This window comes from Roseovarius sp. S88 (assembly GCF_037023735.1).
GTDB lineage: Bacteria > Pseudomonadota > Alphaproteobacteria > Rhodobacterales > Rhodobacteraceae > Roseovarius > Roseovarius phycicola.
Map to the genome: position 1 here is coordinate 1,566,026 of NZ_CP146069.1, position 18,708 is coordinate 1,584,733.

Consider the following 18,708-nt stretch of genomic DNA (forward strand, 5'->3'; position numbering starts at 1 on the left):
ACATCAAAATGACCACAAGACGTAAGTTTATCAAAGGCGCCGCCGTCGCTGCGCCCGCCGCTCTTGCCACACCGGCTTTGGCGCAATCGACCATCACCTGGCGGATGCAAACCTATGCAGGCGCTGCCTTGGCCGCCGAAGTGGTGGTGCCGGCGATTGAGACCTTCAACAAAATCGCGGGCGATCGGATGCAGATCGAGCTTTTCTTTGCTGATCAGCTTGTCCCCACTGGAGAGCTTTTCCAGGCGATGCAACGTGGTACGATTGACGCGGTACAGTCGGATGACGACTCCATGGCGTCCCCCACCGAAGTTACCGTCTTTGGCGGTTACTTCCCTTTGGATCTCGCTACTCGCTCGATGTGCCGGTTCTGTTCAACCAGTACGGGCTAAAGGAAATCTGGGATGACGAATATTCCAAGGTTGGGGTCAAGCATATCTCGGCTGGCGCCTGGGATCCGTGCCATTTCGCGACCAAAGACCCGATCAACAGCCTTGAGGACCTCAAAGGCAAGCGCGTCTTTACCTTCCCAACGGCGGGCCGCTTCCTGTCGCAATTTGGCGTAGTGCCTGTCACCTTGCCGTGGGAAGACATTGAGGTGGCGGTGCAAACCGGCGAGTTGGACGGCATCGCCTGGTCCGGCATCACCGAAGACTACACAGTCGGATGGGCGGATGTGACTGACTACTTCCTGACCAACAACATCTCCGGTGCGTGGATCGGCCATTTCTTTGCCAACATGGAACGCTGGAATGAGCTTCCCGAAGACCTGCAGGCGCTTCTGGAAGTCTGCATGGAGCAAAGCCACTACTACCGCCAGTGGTGGTATTGGGGCGGTGAGGCCAATCTGCGTGTGAACGGCACAAAGATGAAGCTCACCTCGATCCCCGACGAAGAATGGGCACAGGTCGAGAATGCAGCCGTCAAATTCTGGGACGAGATCGCAGCAGAGTCTGAGACCAAGGCCAAGATCGTCGACATCTTCCGCAAATACAATTCCGATATGCAAAAAGCCGGACGGCCCTATCGCTACGGCTAGAGACATGCGCCCCGGGGCGTGCTCCGGGGCGTACTCCTGCGCTATTGATAAAAGGTGTACTGTATGACTTCGCCGCTGCTGACCCTTGATGATCTAAACAACCTCGCAGCCTCGGGCAACATCGACACCGTTCTGGTGTGTCTTGTAGACATGCAAGGCCGCCTTATGGGTAAGCGCTTTCACGTCACCAATTTCCTTGAAAGCGGGCACGAAGAAACTCATTGCTGCAATTACCTGCTCGCCACAGACCTAGAGATGGCCACCCCCGATGGCTATGCCGCTACCAGTTGGCAAGCGGGTTATGGTGACTACGTGATGAAGCCGGATCTTGGCACGTTGCGCCTGATGCCCTGGCTCGAAGGGACAGCCTTGGTGCTGTGCGATATCCTCGATCACCATACCCACGCGCCGGTGCCACCTGCCCCTCGGCAAGTCCTTAAAGAACAGATTGCACGACTGACCGCCCACGGGTTCACGCCTATGATGGCGACCGAGCTGGAGTTTTTCATCTTCCGCAAATCCCTTGATGAGATGCGCGCCGAGGGCTACCGCGATCTGGCGACACTTGGACCTTACAACGAAGATTATCACATCCTGCAAACCACCAAGGAAGAACATGTGATGCGCCCGCTGCGCAATCATCTGGTGGCTGCTGGAGTTCCGGTTGAAAACTCCAAAGGCGAGGCCGAGGTCGGGCAAGAAGAGCTTAACATCAAATATGCCGATGCACTGGGATGTGCTGATCATCATACGATCGCAAAACACGCCACCAAAGAAATCGCCTGGCAGAAGGGCCATTCGGCCAGCTTCTTGCCCAAATGGCACCATGATCGCGTGGGCAGTGCGAGCCACGTGCATATGTCCCTTTGGGCGGATGGAAAGAACGTGTTTCACGATCCAGGTGGCGAGAACGGAATGTCGCAAACCATGCGCCACTTTATGGGCGGTCTGATCGCCTTTGCCGCGGACTGCACGTACTTCTTTGCGCCTTATATCAACTCGTACAAGCGGTTTGTGAAAGGCACGTTTGCTCCTACGAAAACCGCCTGGTCGGTCGACAATCGCACAGCCGGGTTCCGGCTCTGCGGGGCGGATACAAAATCAGTTCGGGTTGAGTGCCGCATTCCCGGCTCGGACATCAATCCTTATCTGACACAAGCTGCACTTCTTGCTGCGGGACTGAAAGGCATCGAGGACAAGCTTGACCTTTCTCCCGCCGCGACGGGGGACATGTACGAAGATGAAAGCGTGCCGGAAATTCCCAATACACTACGGGCCGCGACTGAAAGCCTACGCAGCTCCACGATGCTCCGTGCGGCCATGGGCGATTTCGTGATCGATCACTACACCCGCGCGGCGGAGTGGGAACAAGAGGAATTCGACCGCGTGGTGACGGACTGGGAAGTCGCCCGTGGGTTTGAGAAAGCGTAACCTGTGTTGTATGCCAAGTCGTGCGTACCACCACATCGAACAAGAAGTGAAAGACATGACCCTGACTGCAAACTGGAGTTACCCCAACCCGATCCGTTTTGGCGCAGGCCGCATTGCCGAGATCGCTGATGCCTGCGCTGCAGCGGGCATCAAGAAGCCGCTCTTGGTGACGGATAAGGGGTTGGCCGACAACGAGATAACGCATCGCACCGTGAGTTTGATGGACGAGGCTGGGCTGGGCCGTGCACTTTTTGCAGATGTGGACCCCAACCCAACGGACAAGAACGCCGAAGCCGGGGTGCAGGTCTATCGCGACGGCGGCTATGACGGCGTGATCGCCTTTGGGGGCGGCTCGGGGTTGGACCTTGGCAAGGTCATCGCCTTCATGGCGGGACAAACACGCCCGATCTGGGATTTTGAGGATATTGGCGATTGGTGGACGCGCGCTGATCCGGATGGCATCGCGCCGGTGGTGGCCGTGCCGACCACGGCAGGGACGGGATCAGAGGTGGGTCGCGCCAGTGTGATCACCAATTCCGAAAGCCACGAAAAGAAGATTATTTTCCACCCCAAGATGCTGCCCGCTGTTGTTATTGCCGACCCGGAACTCACGGTTGGCATGCCCAAATTCATCACAGCTGGCACGGGCCTTGATGCTTTTGCCCATTGCGTCGAGGCTTATAGCTCTCCGCACTATCACCCGATGAGCCAGGGGATTGCTCTGGAAGGGATGCGTTTGGTGAAGGAGTATCTGCCCCGCGCATATGCGGATGGCACCGACATTGAGGCCCGCGCCAACATGATGAGCGCGGCGGCCATGGGAGCGACGGCTTTTCAAAAGGGGCTAGGCGCCATCCATGCGCTCAGTCACCCCATTGGGGCCATGCACCACACCCACCACGGCACCACCAATGCGGTCTGCATGCCCGTGGTGCTCCAATTCAACGCGTCGGAAATTCGGGATCGGTTCGGCTCTGTGGCTGCTTATCTGGGCATTGACGGCGGCTTTGACGGGTTCTGCAGCTACGTCGATGCGCTGAACGCCGCAATGAACATTCCCAAAACGCTCACAGATCTTGGCGTGAAGGATCCAGACATGGATAGCCTTGTAGATGCAGCCCTGCGTGACCCAAGTACCGGCGGTAATCCTGTTAAGATGACGGTTAACAACACGCGCGCTTTGTTCCAGGCTCTTCTCTAGCTGGAAACGTTGAGTGAGTGCCTTCGAAAATTGGCACGTGCTCCTGAAAGTGCTGCCAAGTCGCATTTGCAACTTGCATGAGTTCATCGGATTGTCGAGCGCTCCATGAGCGGCCTGCGGTTTTCATTTGCCTGTGGGCAATTCCGTTCACAATCATGTAGGATTGGCTTTCGGTCGGGCGAGGTGCCGGATACACAGGTGGCAGTATCACAGCCGGTCTATCGCGGCTGGACAAAGAACGCGGCAGTCGGGCATTGCAAACGTGATGAACTCTACCATTTTCAGTTGTAGAAGGGCTGTTGTTTCACAATGTTTGTGTGGCCAAAATTGCAAAGATAAGCACATAGAAGCACCGTTTACGAACTGGGTTGTCGCATGATCAGAACCTCAGGCATTGTCGCAATCGTGGCTATACTTGTGTCTCTTGTCTTGCATGGCTTGGGGTTGAGTCTGGGCACCCGTGAGACCCGCACGCAAACGCCAGATGCTTCCAATACGGACGTCACCGAAACCGGGGGGGCGTTTGAGGATTTTGCGGAACCCGCTCCTCCTGCAGAACAGCCTGATGTCACACCTCCTGATGCTGTCGTGGAGGAGCCAACCTCGAATGCGCTTGTGGCGTCTGACAATCCGCAGAACACGCTGTCGCCCGATGCCGCGGCGGCAGAAGACACCGCGCCCGAAGCCGAAGAACAGGTCGAAGGCGAACCGGAGGTGAATGAACCCCAAGAACAAAGTGGCGCGGATGATGACAACATCGGAGAGTTGGCGGCATTACAGCCAGTTGAGACGCCGGCAGACGGCGCAATTTCTCAGACAGAACCCGACACGACCGAACCTGAACCCGCGGCAGATGACGCTCCGCAGATCGTGACGCCCGAAGTGCCAGAGCTTGCGCCGATCCAAGAACCGGACAGCTCTTCCGAGGTGGATGTGTCAGAGCCTGAAGAGACCGATGTAGACATTGCCTCGACCCCCGATGATCCAGAGATCTTGGCCACGGACGAGACCGAAGATCTGTCGCAATCTGCTGTCACGCGCTCGCTGCGTCCACCAGCCGAGCGACCATCAACCGAAGAGCTGGGCGCAACCGAATATGTGCAACAGAAACAGCAGCAACGGCAGGCAAGGGTGATCGAGTCGCCATTGGATGTCTATCGGCGCACCGGTGTTGATCAGTTGTCATTGGGTCGAAGCGGTGGGTCTGGGGCGACAAGTTTTGTCGGCTCTGGCGGTGCTGGCAACGCAAGCGTGACCAACTATGTCGGTCGCGTCCTGGTTCAGCTCAATCGCTTTCCGGTCGGTAAAACCTCCGACAGCGGCACCGCCCGTGTGCAATTTCAGATCAACCCCAATGGCTCACTTGCCTGGGTCCGTATCGTGCGCAGTTCCGGCTCGGCGGCGGTTGATCGTGCTGCAACAACGCAGGTGCGGCGCGCCGCACCCTTTCCACGAACGCCAAACGGCGCCAGCCAAAGGCTGGTCTTTTTGTACCGCAACAAATGATCGGCAGGGACCGGTCGCAACCTCGATGAACGCAGATTTGAAATGGATGCTATGACTATGACGCAAGGGAGAGACAGATGAACATGATCGCAAGGGCCGCCGCGATGCTGGCGGCTGGTCTGACACTTGCCACCGGCGCATTGGCGCAGGACGACGAGCTGGGAGAGGCCGTCCTGATTGAGTTGAACGCCGTGAAATCCAACGAGGCAAGTTGCACTCTGACGTTTCTGGCTTTGAACGGGCATCCTGCGCCGATCAACAAGGTTGTTTATGAAACCGTCTTGTTTGATGCATCGGGGCAGGTGGATCGCCTGACATTGTTTGACTTTGGTACATTGCCACCCGGGCGCCCAAGGGTACGTCAATTCACCTTGCAAGGGCTCACCTGTGAGGGTGTGGGCAAGGTTTTGATCAACGGCGCACATACCTGCGACGCCCCCGATCTGGACGCCGCGGCTTGCGAGGCAGGGCTGATCGTTGACACGCGGACAAATATTGAGGTGATTGGATGACCATGATTATAGAAAGCCTGCGTCAGATCGCGGCGCTGGGTGGACCCGTTGTGGTCATCCTTCTCTTTATATCGGTCGTGACACTGGCGGCTATCCTCTACAAACTCTGGCAGTTTTCCGCAGCGGGGGTGGGACGCCACAAGGCGTTGCAAGCCTCTGTGGCAGCCTGGGACGGTGGCGACCGGGGCGCTGCCGTCGTGGCGCTGAAAAGGTCCAAAAGTTACCTGGTTCCAGTGGTGGAAATGGCCTTTGCCGCCGGACCGGGTGACGCCAAGCGCTTGGAGGCAGAAGCAGAAGTCAGGTTTGCGCGTCTGGAAGGTGGGTTTCGCCTCTTGGACAGCGTGGCACAGCTTGCGCCGCTTCTTGGGCTCTTTGGCACGGTTCTGGGCATGATCGAAGCCTTCCAATCGCTACAGGACGCAGGTTCGCAAGTCGATCCATCGCTTCTTGCCGGTGGTATTTGGGTGGCGCTGTTGACCACGGCGGTAGGGTTGGCCGTGGCCATGCCGACCGCGATGGTGCTGAGCTGGTTCGAAGGACGCATGGACGCCGAACGCGTCACCGCAGACCGCGCCATCACTTCGATTTTGCACCCTCAGGGCCGTCGGGGCAGCCTGTCACGCGTCACAAACGAGGAACCGACTCTTGCGTAGACACATGCGGCGCAGACGTTTGTCTTTGACATCCCTGATCGATGTCATCTTCCTTTTGCTGCTTTTTTTCATGCTGTCCTCGACCTTTTCGAAATTTTCCGAGGTTGAGCTGGCCTCTGCCAGCGCCGGTGCCTCGGGCAATAGCGACGTGCAACGCAGTTTCCTTAAGCTGGGACAAGGTAGTCTGAGCCTGAACGGGGAAGAAATTGCGCCGGAGGCTCTGGCCGCCAGCTTTGGAAATATCTCGCCCGAGGCCGACAAAATTTCGGTCATTGTCAGCATGCAAGATGATGTCACGGCCCAGCGGTTGACCGATATTCTTGTTGTGCTGCGCGGCATTGACCGTCTCAAAATCAACGTGTTGGGGTCTTGATGCGACACCGTAAGCAAACCACCCGGCGTGAACCCACGATTGCCCTGATCAACGTGGTGTTCCTAATGCTTGTGTTTTTCATGGTGGCCAGCACGTTGGCCAGGCCGCTCGACCCCGACCTCAAGCTGGTGCGCACCTCGGAACTGGATGGCCGAGCGCCGCCCGATACACTTGTCTTGCATGCAGACGGGCGGCTCGCATATCGCGGAGAATCCGTCGCATCCGCGCAAGAATTCTATGCCGCATTGCCCGAGGACAAAACAGATGTGGTGCGGATTGTACCGGATGAAGCAGCCCCTGCTGCAACCTTGGTCAATCTGGCACGTGAGCTTCGCGAGCAGGGCGCGACACGCGTACTGATCGTAACCGAGCGTGGATTGGAGCAAAGATGACCGACTTGCCGCATATCCTGAACTGGCGCAGATTGAGCGACCGGATCACAACGTCCGGCCAACCCTCCGAAGCCCAGCTTGCCGAGATCAGCGCGCTTGGCGTGACACATGTCATCAACCTTGGACCGCATCACAACAAGGGTGCGCTTGCGGACGAGCCTGGCACTGTCGCCGCGCTGGGTATGAAATACATCTATATTCCGGTGGAGTTTGAGACGCCGACAGACAAGGATTTTGATACGTTTTGCCAAGCGCTGGACAAGGTCAAGGACGAAAAGGTCCACGTGCATTGCATCTACAATGCGCGCGTCAGCGCTTTCTTTTTCCGATATGCCAAGTCAAATCCCTCGGCACTTGGTGTAGATGCCCAAGCGAATATGGAAGGCATCTGGAGACCAGGCAATGATTGGGCAACACTTGTCGAAAACCCGGACGCGATCGGAAAACCAAACTTGTATGCGGGTGAAGATTACTGACCCGTATGCCAGTCGCACGAACAATACGAAACTGAGCGAGGCGTCAGGTTTTCTCCGGCCATTTCCAGGCCATAGCACCCAGGTAATTGCCGGTATCCACGGAAACCACGGTCATACGCTCCGGCGCGTACCCATCCGCCTTGCGCGGGTTGCGAAACGTCTTCCGGTTCCGTGCCATTCTCGTAAGCCCGGACACCGTCAGAACCAGAAACGCGCCTTCTCCGCGAAGGGGAACGGTGTCCATGGTGCTCCATCCATTTTGAAGTGCTTGCTCCAGCATCTCAAACGGGTCTCGGCGCTTTGGCGTAGAATGCTTCACAGAAAACGTCCCCAATTCCCTCACCCACATCTCTTCTAATTGCAGAACAAACGCCAATTCAAGAGGTCACATCGCACGTCGCCGCGCTCAGATCATAAAAGGCCAGCAAAGCTGCGTGGGCCTCATGCTTACACTTTGGCAAGAAAGCGGATATTGTTTGTGATGCAAAGAGCGTGGGGAACGCAAAGACCATGATCAACATGCAAGAAAAACAGGTCGTTCAGAACTCAACCTTGTTCAAATCTCTACCAGAAAACGAGGCTGAGTGGCTTATAGAAACGGCACATGTTCGCGACTACACGAGTGGCGAAACGATCTTTATTCAGGGCGACCGCGCCGAACACGTTTTTGTGGTGTTGCGGGGATGGGTCAAGCTTTACCGGATTGATGAACATGGGCAAGAAGCGGTTGTGACGGTTTTCTCGGAGGGGCACAGCTTTGCCGAGGCCGTCGCGCTGAAGGGCGAGCGTTTTCCTGTTTCCTCAGAATGCGTATCGGAGAGCAGGCTCCTCTTGATACCTGCTGCCGGACTTGTGAAGCGGTTAAACCAGCGCCCGGACCTGGCTCTGTCATTGGTGGCCTCAACCTTTCAGCACCTTCATGAACTGATTGGTCAGGTTGAGAGTTTGAAAGCAAGAACCGGGGCACAAAGGGTTGCCAATTTCCTGATTGATCTGTGTGCTGAAGAGACCGGGTCTTGCGTGATAAGGTTGCCCTATGAGAAACACCTGATCGCCGGACGCCTTGGATTGAAACCAGAAAGTCTGTCACGTGTTTTCTCGCGGCTTGCAGAGCACGGCGTGGCGATTGACAGGGATCTGGCCAAAATCGAAAGCGTTACCGCTTTGAAAAAGCTGTGTAATCAGGACAGAGCCGCCAACTGGAAGTGAACCGGATTGGTGGCGCGTTTGATCTGTCTGGCGCGTCAAGGTTGCACCGTGCGTTTCACGACTTTGATCTTCGTCAAACCTCGCCACGCTGAGTTGGGCTAAACTGCTGTAAAGGTCATGCGACAGCACCGCAGGCCCATGGCACTTCACGCTGCTCGCACAACGTAATGTCGACCAACATGAGTGGTTGATGAAAGTCCTGATCGTTTTCGAGACCGTAGAGGGGAAAACGCAAAAGATTGCCGAATTTGTCAACCAGCAGATGTCTGCCGCGGGCCATGAGGTTCATCTGCTGAACACGCAGCTGCGCTCAACGCCCTTGCTTCCGTGCATTGGATGAACAGCCACATTGGCAAGTTTCATGAAACCATCTTCGGAAACGAGGAAAAGGCCCGCAATTATTTCACCTTGCTGAACAGCAACCCACACTTGGTTGTGTGTAATTTCGTGAGCGACGCCCTCAGATACATTCGGCAAACCAGGGACTTGGCTAGCATATTTGGAGTATGCGGCATCAATGCACAAAACGATTGCCTCAGCATCCGCCAATCTCGCGTTTCGAATGATTAGGTTTTCCAAACACATGTCCGTGCCGTTTTTCAACGAGTTTTTCAGGGCGGGTTGGCTTTGCCTACAGCTGCGCTTCACGCAGAATCCAGTTTACAAACTTCTGAACCTTAGAGCGATCAAGAGCCTGCGTCGTCGTGACTACATCGTACCCAATACCTGGGTGAGCGGACACATCGAAAGGGTCAACCAGTAAGCCGCTGGAAATATAGTTTTGAAGGATGGGCTTACTGCCCAGAATGAACCCCTGACCAGAAACAGCTGCTTGTACAGCTTGATTATAGTCTGTGTAGTTGATGCCTCCACCTGGTTTCACATCATTGGCACCGACGGCTTCAAGCCATGTATGCCAAAAATTCCATTTTGTTGTTTCGACTGCCCAAGGATATGCTGATAAATCCCATCGTAGTAAGGCAACGTTTTGCAGATCGGCTATCTCCGTCATCGGGGGTGGACCAGCAGCCAAGCCTGGACTGCAAAGCGCACTCAAGTGCTCATCGAAAAGCCTGTGCGCGATATGTTCACCATGGTCTTGCACACCGAAACGAACAGCCACGCTTACGGCGTCGTCACTCAGATCAACTATGGCCAAAGACGAATCCACGAGGATCTCGATATCTGGGTGTTGATCACGGAAATGCTGCAAGCGGGGGACAAGCCACGCAGACGCGATAGAAGGCTCGACTGAGACAATCAAACGGTCATCTTCGCAAGCGTTTCGGATACGTTCTACGGCGAAAGAAATTTGACGAAATGCGCTGCTAAGATCGTAGTGGGCCTGTGCTCCAATGCGGGTCAAAACCATTTCCCGCCCTTCAAACCTCATGAGGGGTTCTCCAAAGGCGTCTTCAAGTTTTGCGACCAGTTGCTTGACTGCTGCCGGTGTGACGGACAGTTCGTCTGCAGCTTTTTTGTAGCTGCCCAACCGGCCGGTAGCCTCAAAGGCGCGTAGTGCGTTTAAGGAGGGTAACCAGCGAGACATTATTAAGAATACCTAAATGAAGTATGCAGATCAAATTGCTATTTTGTCGTGGGCAGCACGCTTATTGTCAGACAAATGGGTTGGTTTCCTATGGCCAACATCTGGACGTGAAATGTTTCAGACTTAGTTTTTCTGAGCAGCCGAGGCGCTGGGTGTGGGGATCATTGGCCGGACCAACGAGGAAGTTGTCTGAACCATGTTTCACTCCACAAATTCTAACGGATACGTCGCTGTTGTTCTTATGGACGGATTCTCGGCGCTGAGCCTTGGCGCTATTGTCGAGCCGTTTTCATATCTGTCGCAGGCATATCCCGACATCGCGCCGAACATGATCCTAGTCGGCCTTGACGGTTTACAGACGCAATCGCAAAGCGGTGTAGAGGTGCATTGTGACGAGGACAGCAAGACGCTGATCAAGCGTTTGAACCTTGGGCGTGCAAAAGCGCGGATAATTGTATGTGGTCCAACGCATGCGGGGCCTGTCCAAGATCATGATTTATCATCTGTTTTGCGCGCGGCGACACGACATGGCGCATCAATCTGCACTCTTGGAGGCGCGACCTGGAAGATGGCCGAAATTGGACTGTTAAAGGATCGTGCAACTACCGTGCACTGGTCATTGCTCGCAGCATTTTCAGAAAGTTATGCTGAGGTCGACACGCGTGACGCTCTCTATATCCCGGATGAAAAGATTACCAGCTGCGCGGGGGAGACTGCTACGCTCGACATGGTGCTTGAACTAATCTCATCTATCTCCCCGGCTGCGGCAGAAAGAGCTGCTAATCACTTCTTGGTGGCCTCTCCACGGAACGGGTTGGCCTCTCAACCCGGGGCTCGGGCTAATCGATTGAGGGGCGTCCCATCACTTTTGTCTGACGCTGTAAGAGTGATGGCCGACAACATAGAAGAACCTTTGAAGGCTGCCTCGATTGCTACTTACTGCAATGTATCTGTGCGCAAGCTAGAGCGACTTTTCCAGTCGCATCTGGGTACATCACCGATCCAATACTATACGCAGCTTCGTATGGGGCATGCTCGTGACCTGCTGATGCAAACCGACATGTCGTTGTTGGATATCGCTGTGGCGTCCGGTTTTTCGTCAACCGGGCTGCTGACGAAGAAGTTCAAAAAAAATTATGGGCTGACACCAACACAGATGCGGAATGAGGCAAGGATCGGCACGATTGCCTGACCACTCGAAGAGTCAGATTTCCTATATTGAACGTTCAGATCATATGGCTAATTGGATTCCCCGGCTGAGGCTAGTCTTCAAGCGAATACGCTAGGACATGGGCGGGCCGGATTTTCGTAACGTGAACACGACTCGTCAATTCCTGTGAAAAATCCGGGTGCGTCAATGCCTGCGCGGTTCGATGCACAATACAAGGTTCACGCATGAACAACGATATCCTATGGGTCCCTGATGAGTCGGCCTTTACCGACAGTGGTTTGGCTAGATTTGCCAAATCCTGTGGTTTTGATCCCAAGAATTACGCCGATCTGCACCGTTGGTCTGTTAGTGATTCTGGATCTTTCTGGTCTGCAGTGTGGGATTTCACGGATGTGGTCGGCGAGAAAGGAGATGTGTTCTTCGTACCGGATGAAACTGCCTGGATGACCGGTGCACGGTTTTTTCCAGAAGCTCAGCTTAACCTCGCCGAGAATCTGGTGCGCGGCAATGGTGCAGAAGTTGCCGTGTATGAAATGCTCGAAAGTGGTTCGATGAGCGTGATTACGAGGGCCGAGTTGCGTCAGCGGGTGGGCCGAGTTGCGCAGGGGCTCAGGTCTGAAGGTGTGATGCCTGGTGACCGGGTGGCTGGTGTCATGCCAAACACGATTGATGGGTTGGTGGCCGCTCAAGCTACAATTTCAATTGGGGCGGTCTGGACCTCGTGTTCCCCCGATTTTGGTACATCAGCCATTGTAGATCGTATCGGTCAGGTGGATCCAAAGGTATTGTTTGCGGCACCACGGTATCGCTATGGCGGCAAAGACCACGACATTGGTGCGCGGATCGCAGATGTTATGTTGCAGTTGCCATCGGTCCGGACCCTGGTCCAAAGCGGGGAGGGGGAGGTGCCAGGGTTGTCTTCGGTGCTTATGGGGGATTTTGGCAAAGACGCGGAACCCGAGTTTACGCGTCTGCCCTTCGATCATCCGGTGTATATTCTGTATACATCGGGGACAACCGGCGCGCCCAAAGCCATCGTTCACCGCGCTGGTGGGGTCTTGTTGCAACATCTCAAGGAACACATCCTGCATGGTGATGTTCGCCCGGGCGACAAGGTGATTTGGTACACCAACACTGCGTGGATGATGTACCACTGGATGGTGTCAGCTCTTGGTGCGGGGGCCGCAGTCGTGCTTTACGACGGAGCTCCGATACTCAAAAGAGAAGGTGTTTTGGACCCCTCGCCGTTGTGGACCCTGGCGGAACAGATTGGTGTCACACATTTGGGAACCAGCCCGAAGTACCTCGCGACGCTTGCCGCAGAGGGTTATGCGCCGGGTGAATTGCATGATCTATCCGCTCTGCGAAGTCTGCTTGTGTGCGGTGCGCCGACGCTGCCTCATCAATTTGATTGGGTCTATCAGTCGATCAAAAGTGATATGGTCTTTTCGTCAATCTCTGGCGGCACAGAAATTCTTGGTTCCTTTTTGATCGGGTCGCCGCTGCATCCTGTGCGACGAGGGCAATTGACGGTCAAGGCGCTTGGCCATGCGATTGACGTGCTTGACGAACGCGATGCACCTTGTATCGCGCGGCGTGGTGATCTTGTCTGTACAGAGCCCTTTCCATCTATGCCGCTGACCTTCTGGGGCAAGGGTGGTGATCAACGATATCGTGATACCTACTTTGCGGATCGGGACGAGATTTGGACTCACGGGGACGTTGCTGAACTGACTCACGTGGGCGGTGGATACGTCCATGGACGATCTGACAATACTCTCAAGCCTGGCGGCGTGCGCATCGGCATTTCCGAGATTTATGCCGTGTGCGAGTCCTATCCCGAATTGGAGGATTTTCTGGTCTTCGGGGTTTCACACGAAGGAGATGAAGAAGTAGTTCTTTGCCTCAAACCAAAGAAAACTTCGGAGATAACTGCCGATCTGGTGAAGAGTATTCGGGGGCATATCCGCACCGCTGCGTCACCGCGCCATGTCCCGGCGAGGGTGCATGTGGTGTCGGACATACCTTACACAATCAACGGCAAACGTGTGGAGGGCGCTGCGCGCACGGCAGCCGCCGGAGGTCAGGTAAAGAACCTTGGCTCGATCGCCAACCCGGAAAGCCTTGAGCACTACAAGTCACTACGCCGGGAGGACACTCTTTGAAGGCGCTATGGAGCGAGGCGGTAATTTCAGGCATCGGTGAGCTGAAGCCTGAACGCAAGACGGATGGCATCAACACGATGGACCTGTTGATGAGGGTTTCGGCCGAGGCCGCTCAGGATGCAGGTATTGAGGTTGGCGAAATTGATGGGTTGCTTGTCGGTCCTCAAGTTGGCGAGACACCACAGCACGTGCCTGCAACGGTGGCAGAGTACTTCGGAATGCAGCCTACGATGTCCAACGTGGTCGATCTAGGCGGGGCATCAGGCCCAGGCATGATCTGGCGAGCGGCGGCTGCCATCCAGATGGGCATGTGCGAGACGGTGCTCTGTGTACTGGGAAATCATCGTAATCCGGTGCTACCTCGTTCGCACAATCGCAACCCGGCGCGAGAGTTTGACACGCCCTTCGGAGCATCGGGGGCCAACACGTCCTACGCCTTACTCATGCAAGCACATATGTCGCAATATGGTTGCGCGGCCGAGGACTACGCCGCTATCGCCGCTGGTGCACGTGCCAATGCTCAGTTGAACCCGCTGGCGATCTTTCACGGTAAGCCGGTGGATGTGGAAGGTGTCTTGGCCTCGCCGATGGTGACATCGCCTCTGCACCTTCTTGAGATTGTGATGCCCGTTGCAGGCGGTGAGGCGGTGATAGTTACAACGCCGGGGAAAGCCAGGAAGTCCGCGCACAGACCAGTGCGTTTGTTGGGCGCGGGTGAGAAAATCACGCACCGTGCTGTGAGTCAGGCGCCTAGCTTGACCTCTGGCCCTTTGAAGCCATCGATTGCACGCGCGTTACAACAGGCCGCGATGGACGTCTCTGATATACGTTTTTTGTCGCTCTATGATTGTTACACCATAATGGTAGCCGCAACCATTGAAGATGCCGGGCTGTGTAAACCCGGAGATTTTGGACAATGGCTTAGCGCCAATGGCGGCATGGGTCTTGGTGCGCGTCAGCCGATCAACACACATGGAGGTCAGCTTGGTTTTGGTCAGCCTGATCTTGCTGGTGGAATGACCCATGTGGTCGAAGCAGTGCGCCAGTTGCGAGGCACAGCCAACGGGCGCCAGATCGAAGACTGCGAAACGGCGCTGGTTACCGGAAACGGAGCAACTATGAGTGAGGCTGTGGCGCTAATATTGGGAAGCGTATCATGAAGACAGTTTTGCAAGAACTTTCGGTGCCTGGGCCAACCGTGACAGCGCTTACAGAACCCTTCTGGAACGCCGTCAAGTTTGGCAGGTTGATGATTCAACATTGCGCCGCCTGTCACCGCGCGGTCTTTTACCCGCGCACGATTTGCCCGCATTGCTGGGCGGATGCTTTGACCTGGACAGAGGCCACAGGTCAAGGGCGGCTCAAGAGCTATTCAGAGATTTGGAAGCCGGGTCATCCAGGATGGATTCCAGCAACGCCGTATCTGGTGGGCTTGGTTGAATTGGATGAGGGACCGACCATGCTTAGCCACATCCTGGCAGACGGTGCGAAAGTGACTGTCGGGGATGCTGTGCACTTCGCCCCCACCCAGATCGGCGACCAGATACTTCCTTGTTTCAAAATTACTTAACACAAATCGGGAGAGCAAGATGACTGACAAGATCAAAGATGGCTGGATTGGTGTCACCAACGGAAAACCAACGGTTGGGCAAGCCAGTGAACGCAGCCGCACCACGCTAATGCAAGATATCCATTCTTTCACCGATATGACGGGTGACCGTAACCCCGTGCACTATGACGAGGCACTCGCGAAGAAGACTGCGTTTGGGAAGTTGATCGTTCAAGGCGGCGTGACAACGGGCATTCTTAATGCCTGTGTGGCCGAAGATTTACCAGGGCCAGGCACCGTGTTTCTCAACACCAACCTTAATTTTAAGAAAGCGGTAGGTGTGGGTGAAGAAATCACTGGCCGTGTAGAAGTGGCCTCTATGCGTGATGACAAGCCTATCTGTACGCTCAACGTCTCTGTGCGCGATGCAGACGGCGACGTTTGTGTCGAGGGAACCGCTACCACTTATACAATGCCTCTTGACGGGCTTTGAAGGTACGGGCTGAGAGCTTAAAGGACAATGACATGGGCAAATGGCAAGCGCTGACGCTTACTGGCGTCGCCGTGCTCTTGTCGCTGATGACATGGTTCTCGGCCACGGCCGTGTTGCCTGAGCTCACGTCGGTACATGATCTGACAGCGGGCCAAGCTGCATGGTTGACCAACGCAGTGCAGCTTGGCTTCGCAGTGGGTGCTTTGTTTGCGAGCAGTCTGGCGGTTGCTGATGTATTGCCACTGACTCGCTACATGGCAGCTGCGGCGGCACTCGCTTGTGTTGCGAATGCATTGCTGCTTGTCGACATGGGAGCGACTGGAGCTATTGCGGCGAGGTTTTTGACGGGAGTCGCCCTTGCCGGTGTTTATCCGCCCGCAATGAAGCTCATCGCAACTTGGTTCAAGACGGGGCGCGGAATCGCGATGGGTGCTATGGTGGGCGCGCTCACGCTTGGTTCTGCCATGCCGCACTTGGTGCGCGGCACCGGCGGCATGGTAGCTTGGGAGGCGGTAGTGCTTATCTGCTCGTTGGGTAGTGCCGTCGCAGCGCTTTTGTTTGGGTTGGTCTTGCGAGAAGGCCCACACGCGTTTGCACGCACACGGGTCAGTGTGCGGCAGGTTGGGCAGATCCTAAGAAATGGACCGGTTATGCTCGCAAATCTGGGGTATTTCGGCCATATGTGGGAGCTTTACGCGATGTGGGGCTGGTTTCTGGCCTACGCCGGGCACGCGTCGACGGAAGGTATTGGTGCAATCAACGTCTCGCTGCTCACCTTTGCGGTGATCGCTGCAGGTGCACCGGGGTGCCTTCTTGGTGGCTGGCTTGCTGAACGGATTGGGCGCTGCCGGACGACAATCCTGATGATGGGTGTTTCCGGGGTATCTGCCCTCTTTATCGGTGTCTTCTTCGGTGGACCGACTTGGGCCTTTGCGACAATCGCGTTGATCTGGGGTTTTACTGTCGTCGCCGACAGCGCGCAGTTCTCTGCCGCAGTGTCTGAGCTTTCGGAGCCTCATCTGGTTGGATCGTCACTGACATTTCAGATGGGAGTTGGATTTGCGATCACCATTCTAACCATATGGCTTACCCCTTTGATGGCTGCATGGCTGGGAAGTTGGCAGTGGACTTTTGTCTTGCTGGCACCCGGGCCGCTGATTGGAGTAATTTCTATGTATCTGCTTTACCGTCATCCAAAATCCGCGCTGATGGCTGATGGGCAACGCTGATGCAATGGAGGATCAAGATGTACCGTTTCCGGTTGTTCGCCGTGCGTCACGCGCGTGGTTTTGAATGGATCTACAAGGTGGTGGAGCGTGCAATGGTCCTGCTCGATCCGGTGTTTGCCAAGGCCGGCTACAATCGGGTGGAAAGACCCATCGCCATGGTTGAAAAAGGCGTTAAATCATTGTTGTTTGATTGCAAGATGTGCGGTCAATGCGTGCTATCTTCAACCGGTATGTCCTGCCCGATGAATTGCCCAAAGCTGATACGCAACGGCCCCTGTGGTGGAGTGCGCGACGGTGGTTATTGCGAAGTCAAACCTGAGATGAAATGTGTTTGGGTGTTGGCCTGGGATGGGGCCAGTCGGATGAAAAACGGAGGTGAAAAAATCCGCGAGGTCTTGCCCCCGGTCGAACATTCACTTCAAGGTTCATCGTCTTGGTTGCGGGTCAGTCGCGAAAAAGCCAACGCGATCCGGGAAAGTCGGGATGCGTCACGCAAGGCGCTGGTTAAAGCCTTTCCCGAAGCTCGGCTGAACGAGCCTGCTGCAGCACCACTTAGCGTCGAGCCGTCGAAAGCTACGCGGGCAGAGGCTGAGAAATGATAGAGACTACTGCAAATGAAGAACTCTTGACCTATGCGCCGCCGCCTGAAGGGTATGTGTCGCACAGTCGACTGGAGCGCGTCTTACGTTCGGGTCGATTTGCTGTAACAGCGGAGTTAAATCCGCCTGACAGCGCGGATGCAGCGGATGTCTATCAGGCGGCGCGACCATTGGGCGAGGTGGCGGACGCGATCAATGCAACGGATGCCTCAGGTGCTAATTGTCATATGTCATCCATCGGCATTTGCGCTCTCCTGACCCGGGCGGGGTATTCGCCTGTCTATCAGATTTCCTGCCGGGACCGGAACCGGATCGCGATACAGGGCGATGTGCTGGGGGCTGCGGCGCTAGGTGTCTCCAATGTATTGTGCCTAACTGGAGATGGCGTCGGGGTCGGCGATCAGCCTGGGGCAAAAGCAGTTTTCGATTTTGACTCTCTCTCGCTCTTGCGCACCATACGCACTATGCGAGACGAAGGTGTTTTTCTATCAGGTCGTAAGATCACGCGCCCGCCGCACCTGTTCCTTGGCGCTGCTGAGAACCCCTGCATTCAACCTTACGAATGGCGCCCAGACCGGTTAATCAAAAAGATCGACGCGGGTGCCGAATTCATTCAGACCAACTACATTTACGACATTCCATTGTTTGAGGCTTTCATGGCGCGAGTGCGTGATGCGGGCGGCGATAAACGGGCTTTTATAATCGCGGGCGTGGGCCCGCTTGCTTCGGCCAAGGCAGCCCGATGGATGCGCAATAACGTGCCTGGCATTCACATCCCTGACCAAATCATCGACCGGATGGAAGCGGCCGACAACCCATCTGAGACGGGCAAGCAGATCTGTATCGAATTGATACAGCAGTTGCGCGAGATAAAAGGCGTCGCCGGCGTACACATAATGGCTTATCGCCGCGAGCAACTCGTCTCCAGCATCGTAATGGATTCCGGTGTTCTGACGGGGCGGCGAAAGGGAAAGGCACGCCCCTAAGCCGGAAGGCGCTTTGCTACGTATCTAATTCTTGATGGCAATTTGCCGGTGCACGGCCACGCCAAATTCACCTATTCTGGACGGCTACAAGAATATACTCGGTTCGGTTTTGCCAAAGATTGAGTCGGCCAGAGGCTAATTCCATGCGCATCAAACGGGAAGAATTTTCAATGAA

Annotated in this window: 20 protein-coding genes and 1 pseudogene; 18 read left to right on the forward strand and 3 right to left on the reverse strand. The window is 55.5% G+C overall.

Features of this window, described 5'->3' with window-relative positions; genetic code table 11:
• Positions 1–8: 8 nt before the first annotated feature.
• From RZ517_RS07925 to RZ517_RS07965, 9 genes and pseudogenes are all read left to right on the forward strand, one after another.
• Positions 9–1,039 (forward strand): annotated as a pseudogene (locus RZ517_RS07925) (TRAP transporter substrate-binding protein).
• Between the two features lie 63 nt (positions 1,040–1,102).
• Positions 1,103–2,470: a glutamine synthetase family protein gene (locus tag RZ517_RS07930; protein ID WP_338550912.1), complete on the forward strand. Its 1,368-nt coding sequence runs from the start codon at positions 1,103–1,105 to the stop codon at positions 2,468–2,470.
• A 55-nt stretch (positions 2,471–2,525) separates the two neighbouring features.
• On the forward strand, positions 2,526–3,671 hold the full coding sequence (locus RZ517_RS07935; protein ID WP_338550913.1) for an iron-containing alcohol dehydrogenase: 1,146 nt from the start codon (positions 2,526–2,528) through the stop codon (positions 3,669–3,671).
• 375 nt (positions 3,672–4,046) lie between these two features.
• Positions 4,047–5,177, forward strand: a complete 1,131-nt coding sequence (locus RZ517_RS07940; protein WP_338550914.1) for a TonB family protein — start codon at positions 4,047–4,049, stop codon at positions 5,175–5,177.
• Between the two features lie 77 nt (positions 5,178–5,254).
• On the forward strand, positions 5,255–5,689 hold the full coding sequence (locus RZ517_RS07945; protein ID WP_338550915.1) for a hypothetical protein: 435 nt from the start codon (positions 5,255–5,257) through the stop codon (positions 5,687–5,689).
• The gene (locus tag RZ517_RS07950; RefSeq protein WP_338550916.1) at positions 5,686–6,342 is read left to right on the forward strand and encodes a MotA/TolQ/ExbB proton channel family protein; all 657 of its coding nucleotides are present in this window, start codon (positions 5,686–5,688) and stop codon (positions 6,340–6,342) included. Before RZ517_RS07945 ends, RZ517_RS07950 begins: the two co-directional genes overlap by 4 nt.
• A gap of 25 nt (positions 6,343–6,367) precedes the next feature.
• A complete protein-coding gene (locus tag RZ517_RS07955) occupies positions 6,368–6,715 on the forward strand; it encodes a biopolymer transporter ExbD (RefSeq protein ID WP_338550917.1) in 348 nt (115 codons plus the stop codon).
• Positions 6,715–7,107 (forward strand): ExbD/TolR family protein, encoded by a 393-nt coding sequence (locus tag RZ517_RS07960; protein WP_338550918.1) that lies wholly within the window; start codon positions 6,715–6,717, stop codon positions 7,105–7,107. The genes RZ517_RS07955 and RZ517_RS07960 overlap by 1 nt, the downstream gene beginning before the upstream one ends.
• Entirely contained in the window at positions 7,104–7,583 is a 480-nt protein-coding gene (locus tag RZ517_RS07965; protein WP_338550919.1) for a protein tyrosine phosphatase family protein, read from the forward strand. The genes RZ517_RS07960 and RZ517_RS07965 overlap by 4 nt, the downstream gene beginning before the upstream one ends.
• A 43-nt stretch (positions 7,584–7,626) precedes the next feature.
• On the opposite strand, the gene RZ517_RS07970 is transcribed toward RZ517_RS07965, so the two are convergent.
• The gene (locus tag RZ517_RS07970) at positions 7,627–7,827 is read right to left on the reverse strand and encodes a hypothetical protein (protein WP_338550920.1); all 201 of its coding nucleotides are present in this window, start codon (positions 7,825–7,827) and stop codon (positions 7,627–7,629) included.
• A 266-nt stretch (positions 7,828–8,093) separates the two neighbouring features.
• Here RZ517_RS07970 and RZ517_RS07975 point away from each other — a divergent pair, with 266 nt between their 5' ends.
• On the forward strand, positions 8,094–8,792 hold the full coding sequence (locus RZ517_RS07975; protein ID WP_338550921.1) for a Crp/Fnr family transcriptional regulator: 699 nt from the start codon (positions 8,094–8,096) through the stop codon (positions 8,790–8,792).
• A 285-nt stretch (positions 8,793–9,077) separates the two neighbouring features.
• On the opposite strand, the gene RZ517_RS07980 is transcribed toward RZ517_RS07975, so the two are convergent.
• Both RZ517_RS07980 and RZ517_RS07985 read right to left on the reverse strand, forming a co-directional pair.
• Complete coding sequence (locus RZ517_RS07980) at positions 9,078–9,371, reverse strand: hypothetical protein (protein WP_338550922.1); 294 nt, start codon at positions 9,369–9,371, stop codon at positions 9,078–9,080.
• A gap of 52 nt (positions 9,372–9,423) precedes the next feature.
• Positions 9,424–10,284, reverse strand: coding sequence for a LysR substrate-binding domain-containing protein (locus tag RZ517_RS07985; RefSeq protein WP_338550923.1), 861 nt, complete (start codon positions 10,282–10,284; stop codon positions 9,424–9,426).
• A gap of 253 nt (positions 10,285–10,537) precedes the next feature.
• Between RZ517_RS07985 and RZ517_RS07990 the strand changes: the two genes are divergently transcribed.
• The 8 genes from RZ517_RS07990 (at position 10,538) to RZ517_RS08025 (ending at position 18,533) form a co-directional block, all read left to right on the forward strand.
• Positions 10,538–11,533 carry a GlxA family transcriptional regulator gene (locus RZ517_RS07990; protein WP_338550924.1) on the forward strand — a complete coding sequence of 332 codons (996 nt, stop codon included), beginning with the start codon at positions 10,538–10,540 and terminating at the stop codon, positions 11,531–11,533.
• A 203-nt stretch (positions 11,534–11,736) separates the two neighbouring features.
• The gene (locus RZ517_RS07995; protein ID WP_338550925.1) at positions 11,737–13,677 is read left to right on the forward strand and encodes an acetoacetate--CoA ligase; all 1,941 of its coding nucleotides are present in this window, start codon (positions 11,737–11,739) and stop codon (positions 13,675–13,677) included.
• Complete coding sequence (locus RZ517_RS08000) at positions 13,674–14,837, forward strand: thiolase family protein (RefSeq protein WP_338550926.1); 1,164 nt, start codon at positions 13,674–13,676, stop codon at positions 14,835–14,837. The genes RZ517_RS07995 and RZ517_RS08000 overlap by 4 nt, the downstream gene beginning before the upstream one ends.
• Complete coding sequence (locus RZ517_RS08005; RefSeq protein ID WP_338550927.1) at positions 14,834–15,247, forward strand: Zn-ribbon domain-containing OB-fold protein; 414 nt, start codon at positions 14,834–14,836, stop codon at positions 15,245–15,247. Before RZ517_RS08000 ends, RZ517_RS08005 begins: the two co-directional genes overlap by 4 nt.
• Positions 15,248–15,266: 19 nt before the next feature.
• Complete coding sequence (locus tag RZ517_RS08010; RefSeq protein ID WP_338550928.1) at positions 15,267–15,719, forward strand: MaoC family dehydratase; 453 nt, start codon at positions 15,267–15,269, stop codon at positions 15,717–15,719.
• Between the two features lie 32 nt (positions 15,720–15,751).
• Positions 15,752–16,948 carry an MFS transporter gene (locus tag RZ517_RS08015; RefSeq protein ID WP_338550929.1) on the forward strand — a complete coding sequence of 399 codons (1,197 nt, stop codon included), beginning with the start codon at positions 15,752–15,754 and terminating at the stop codon, positions 16,946–16,948.
• Between the two features lie 17 nt (positions 16,949–16,965).
• The gene (locus RZ517_RS08020) at positions 16,966–17,547 is read left to right on the forward strand and encodes a methylenetetrahydrofolate reductase C-terminal domain-containing protein (protein ID WP_338550930.1); all 582 of its coding nucleotides are present in this window, start codon (positions 16,966–16,968) and stop codon (positions 17,545–17,547) included.
• Positions 17,544–18,533, forward strand: coding sequence for a methylenetetrahydrofolate reductase (locus tag RZ517_RS08025; RefSeq protein ID WP_338550931.1), 990 nt, complete (start codon positions 17,544–17,546; stop codon positions 18,531–18,533). Before RZ517_RS08020 ends, RZ517_RS08025 begins: the two co-directional genes overlap by 4 nt.
• Positions 18,534–18,708: the final 175 nt, after the last annotated feature.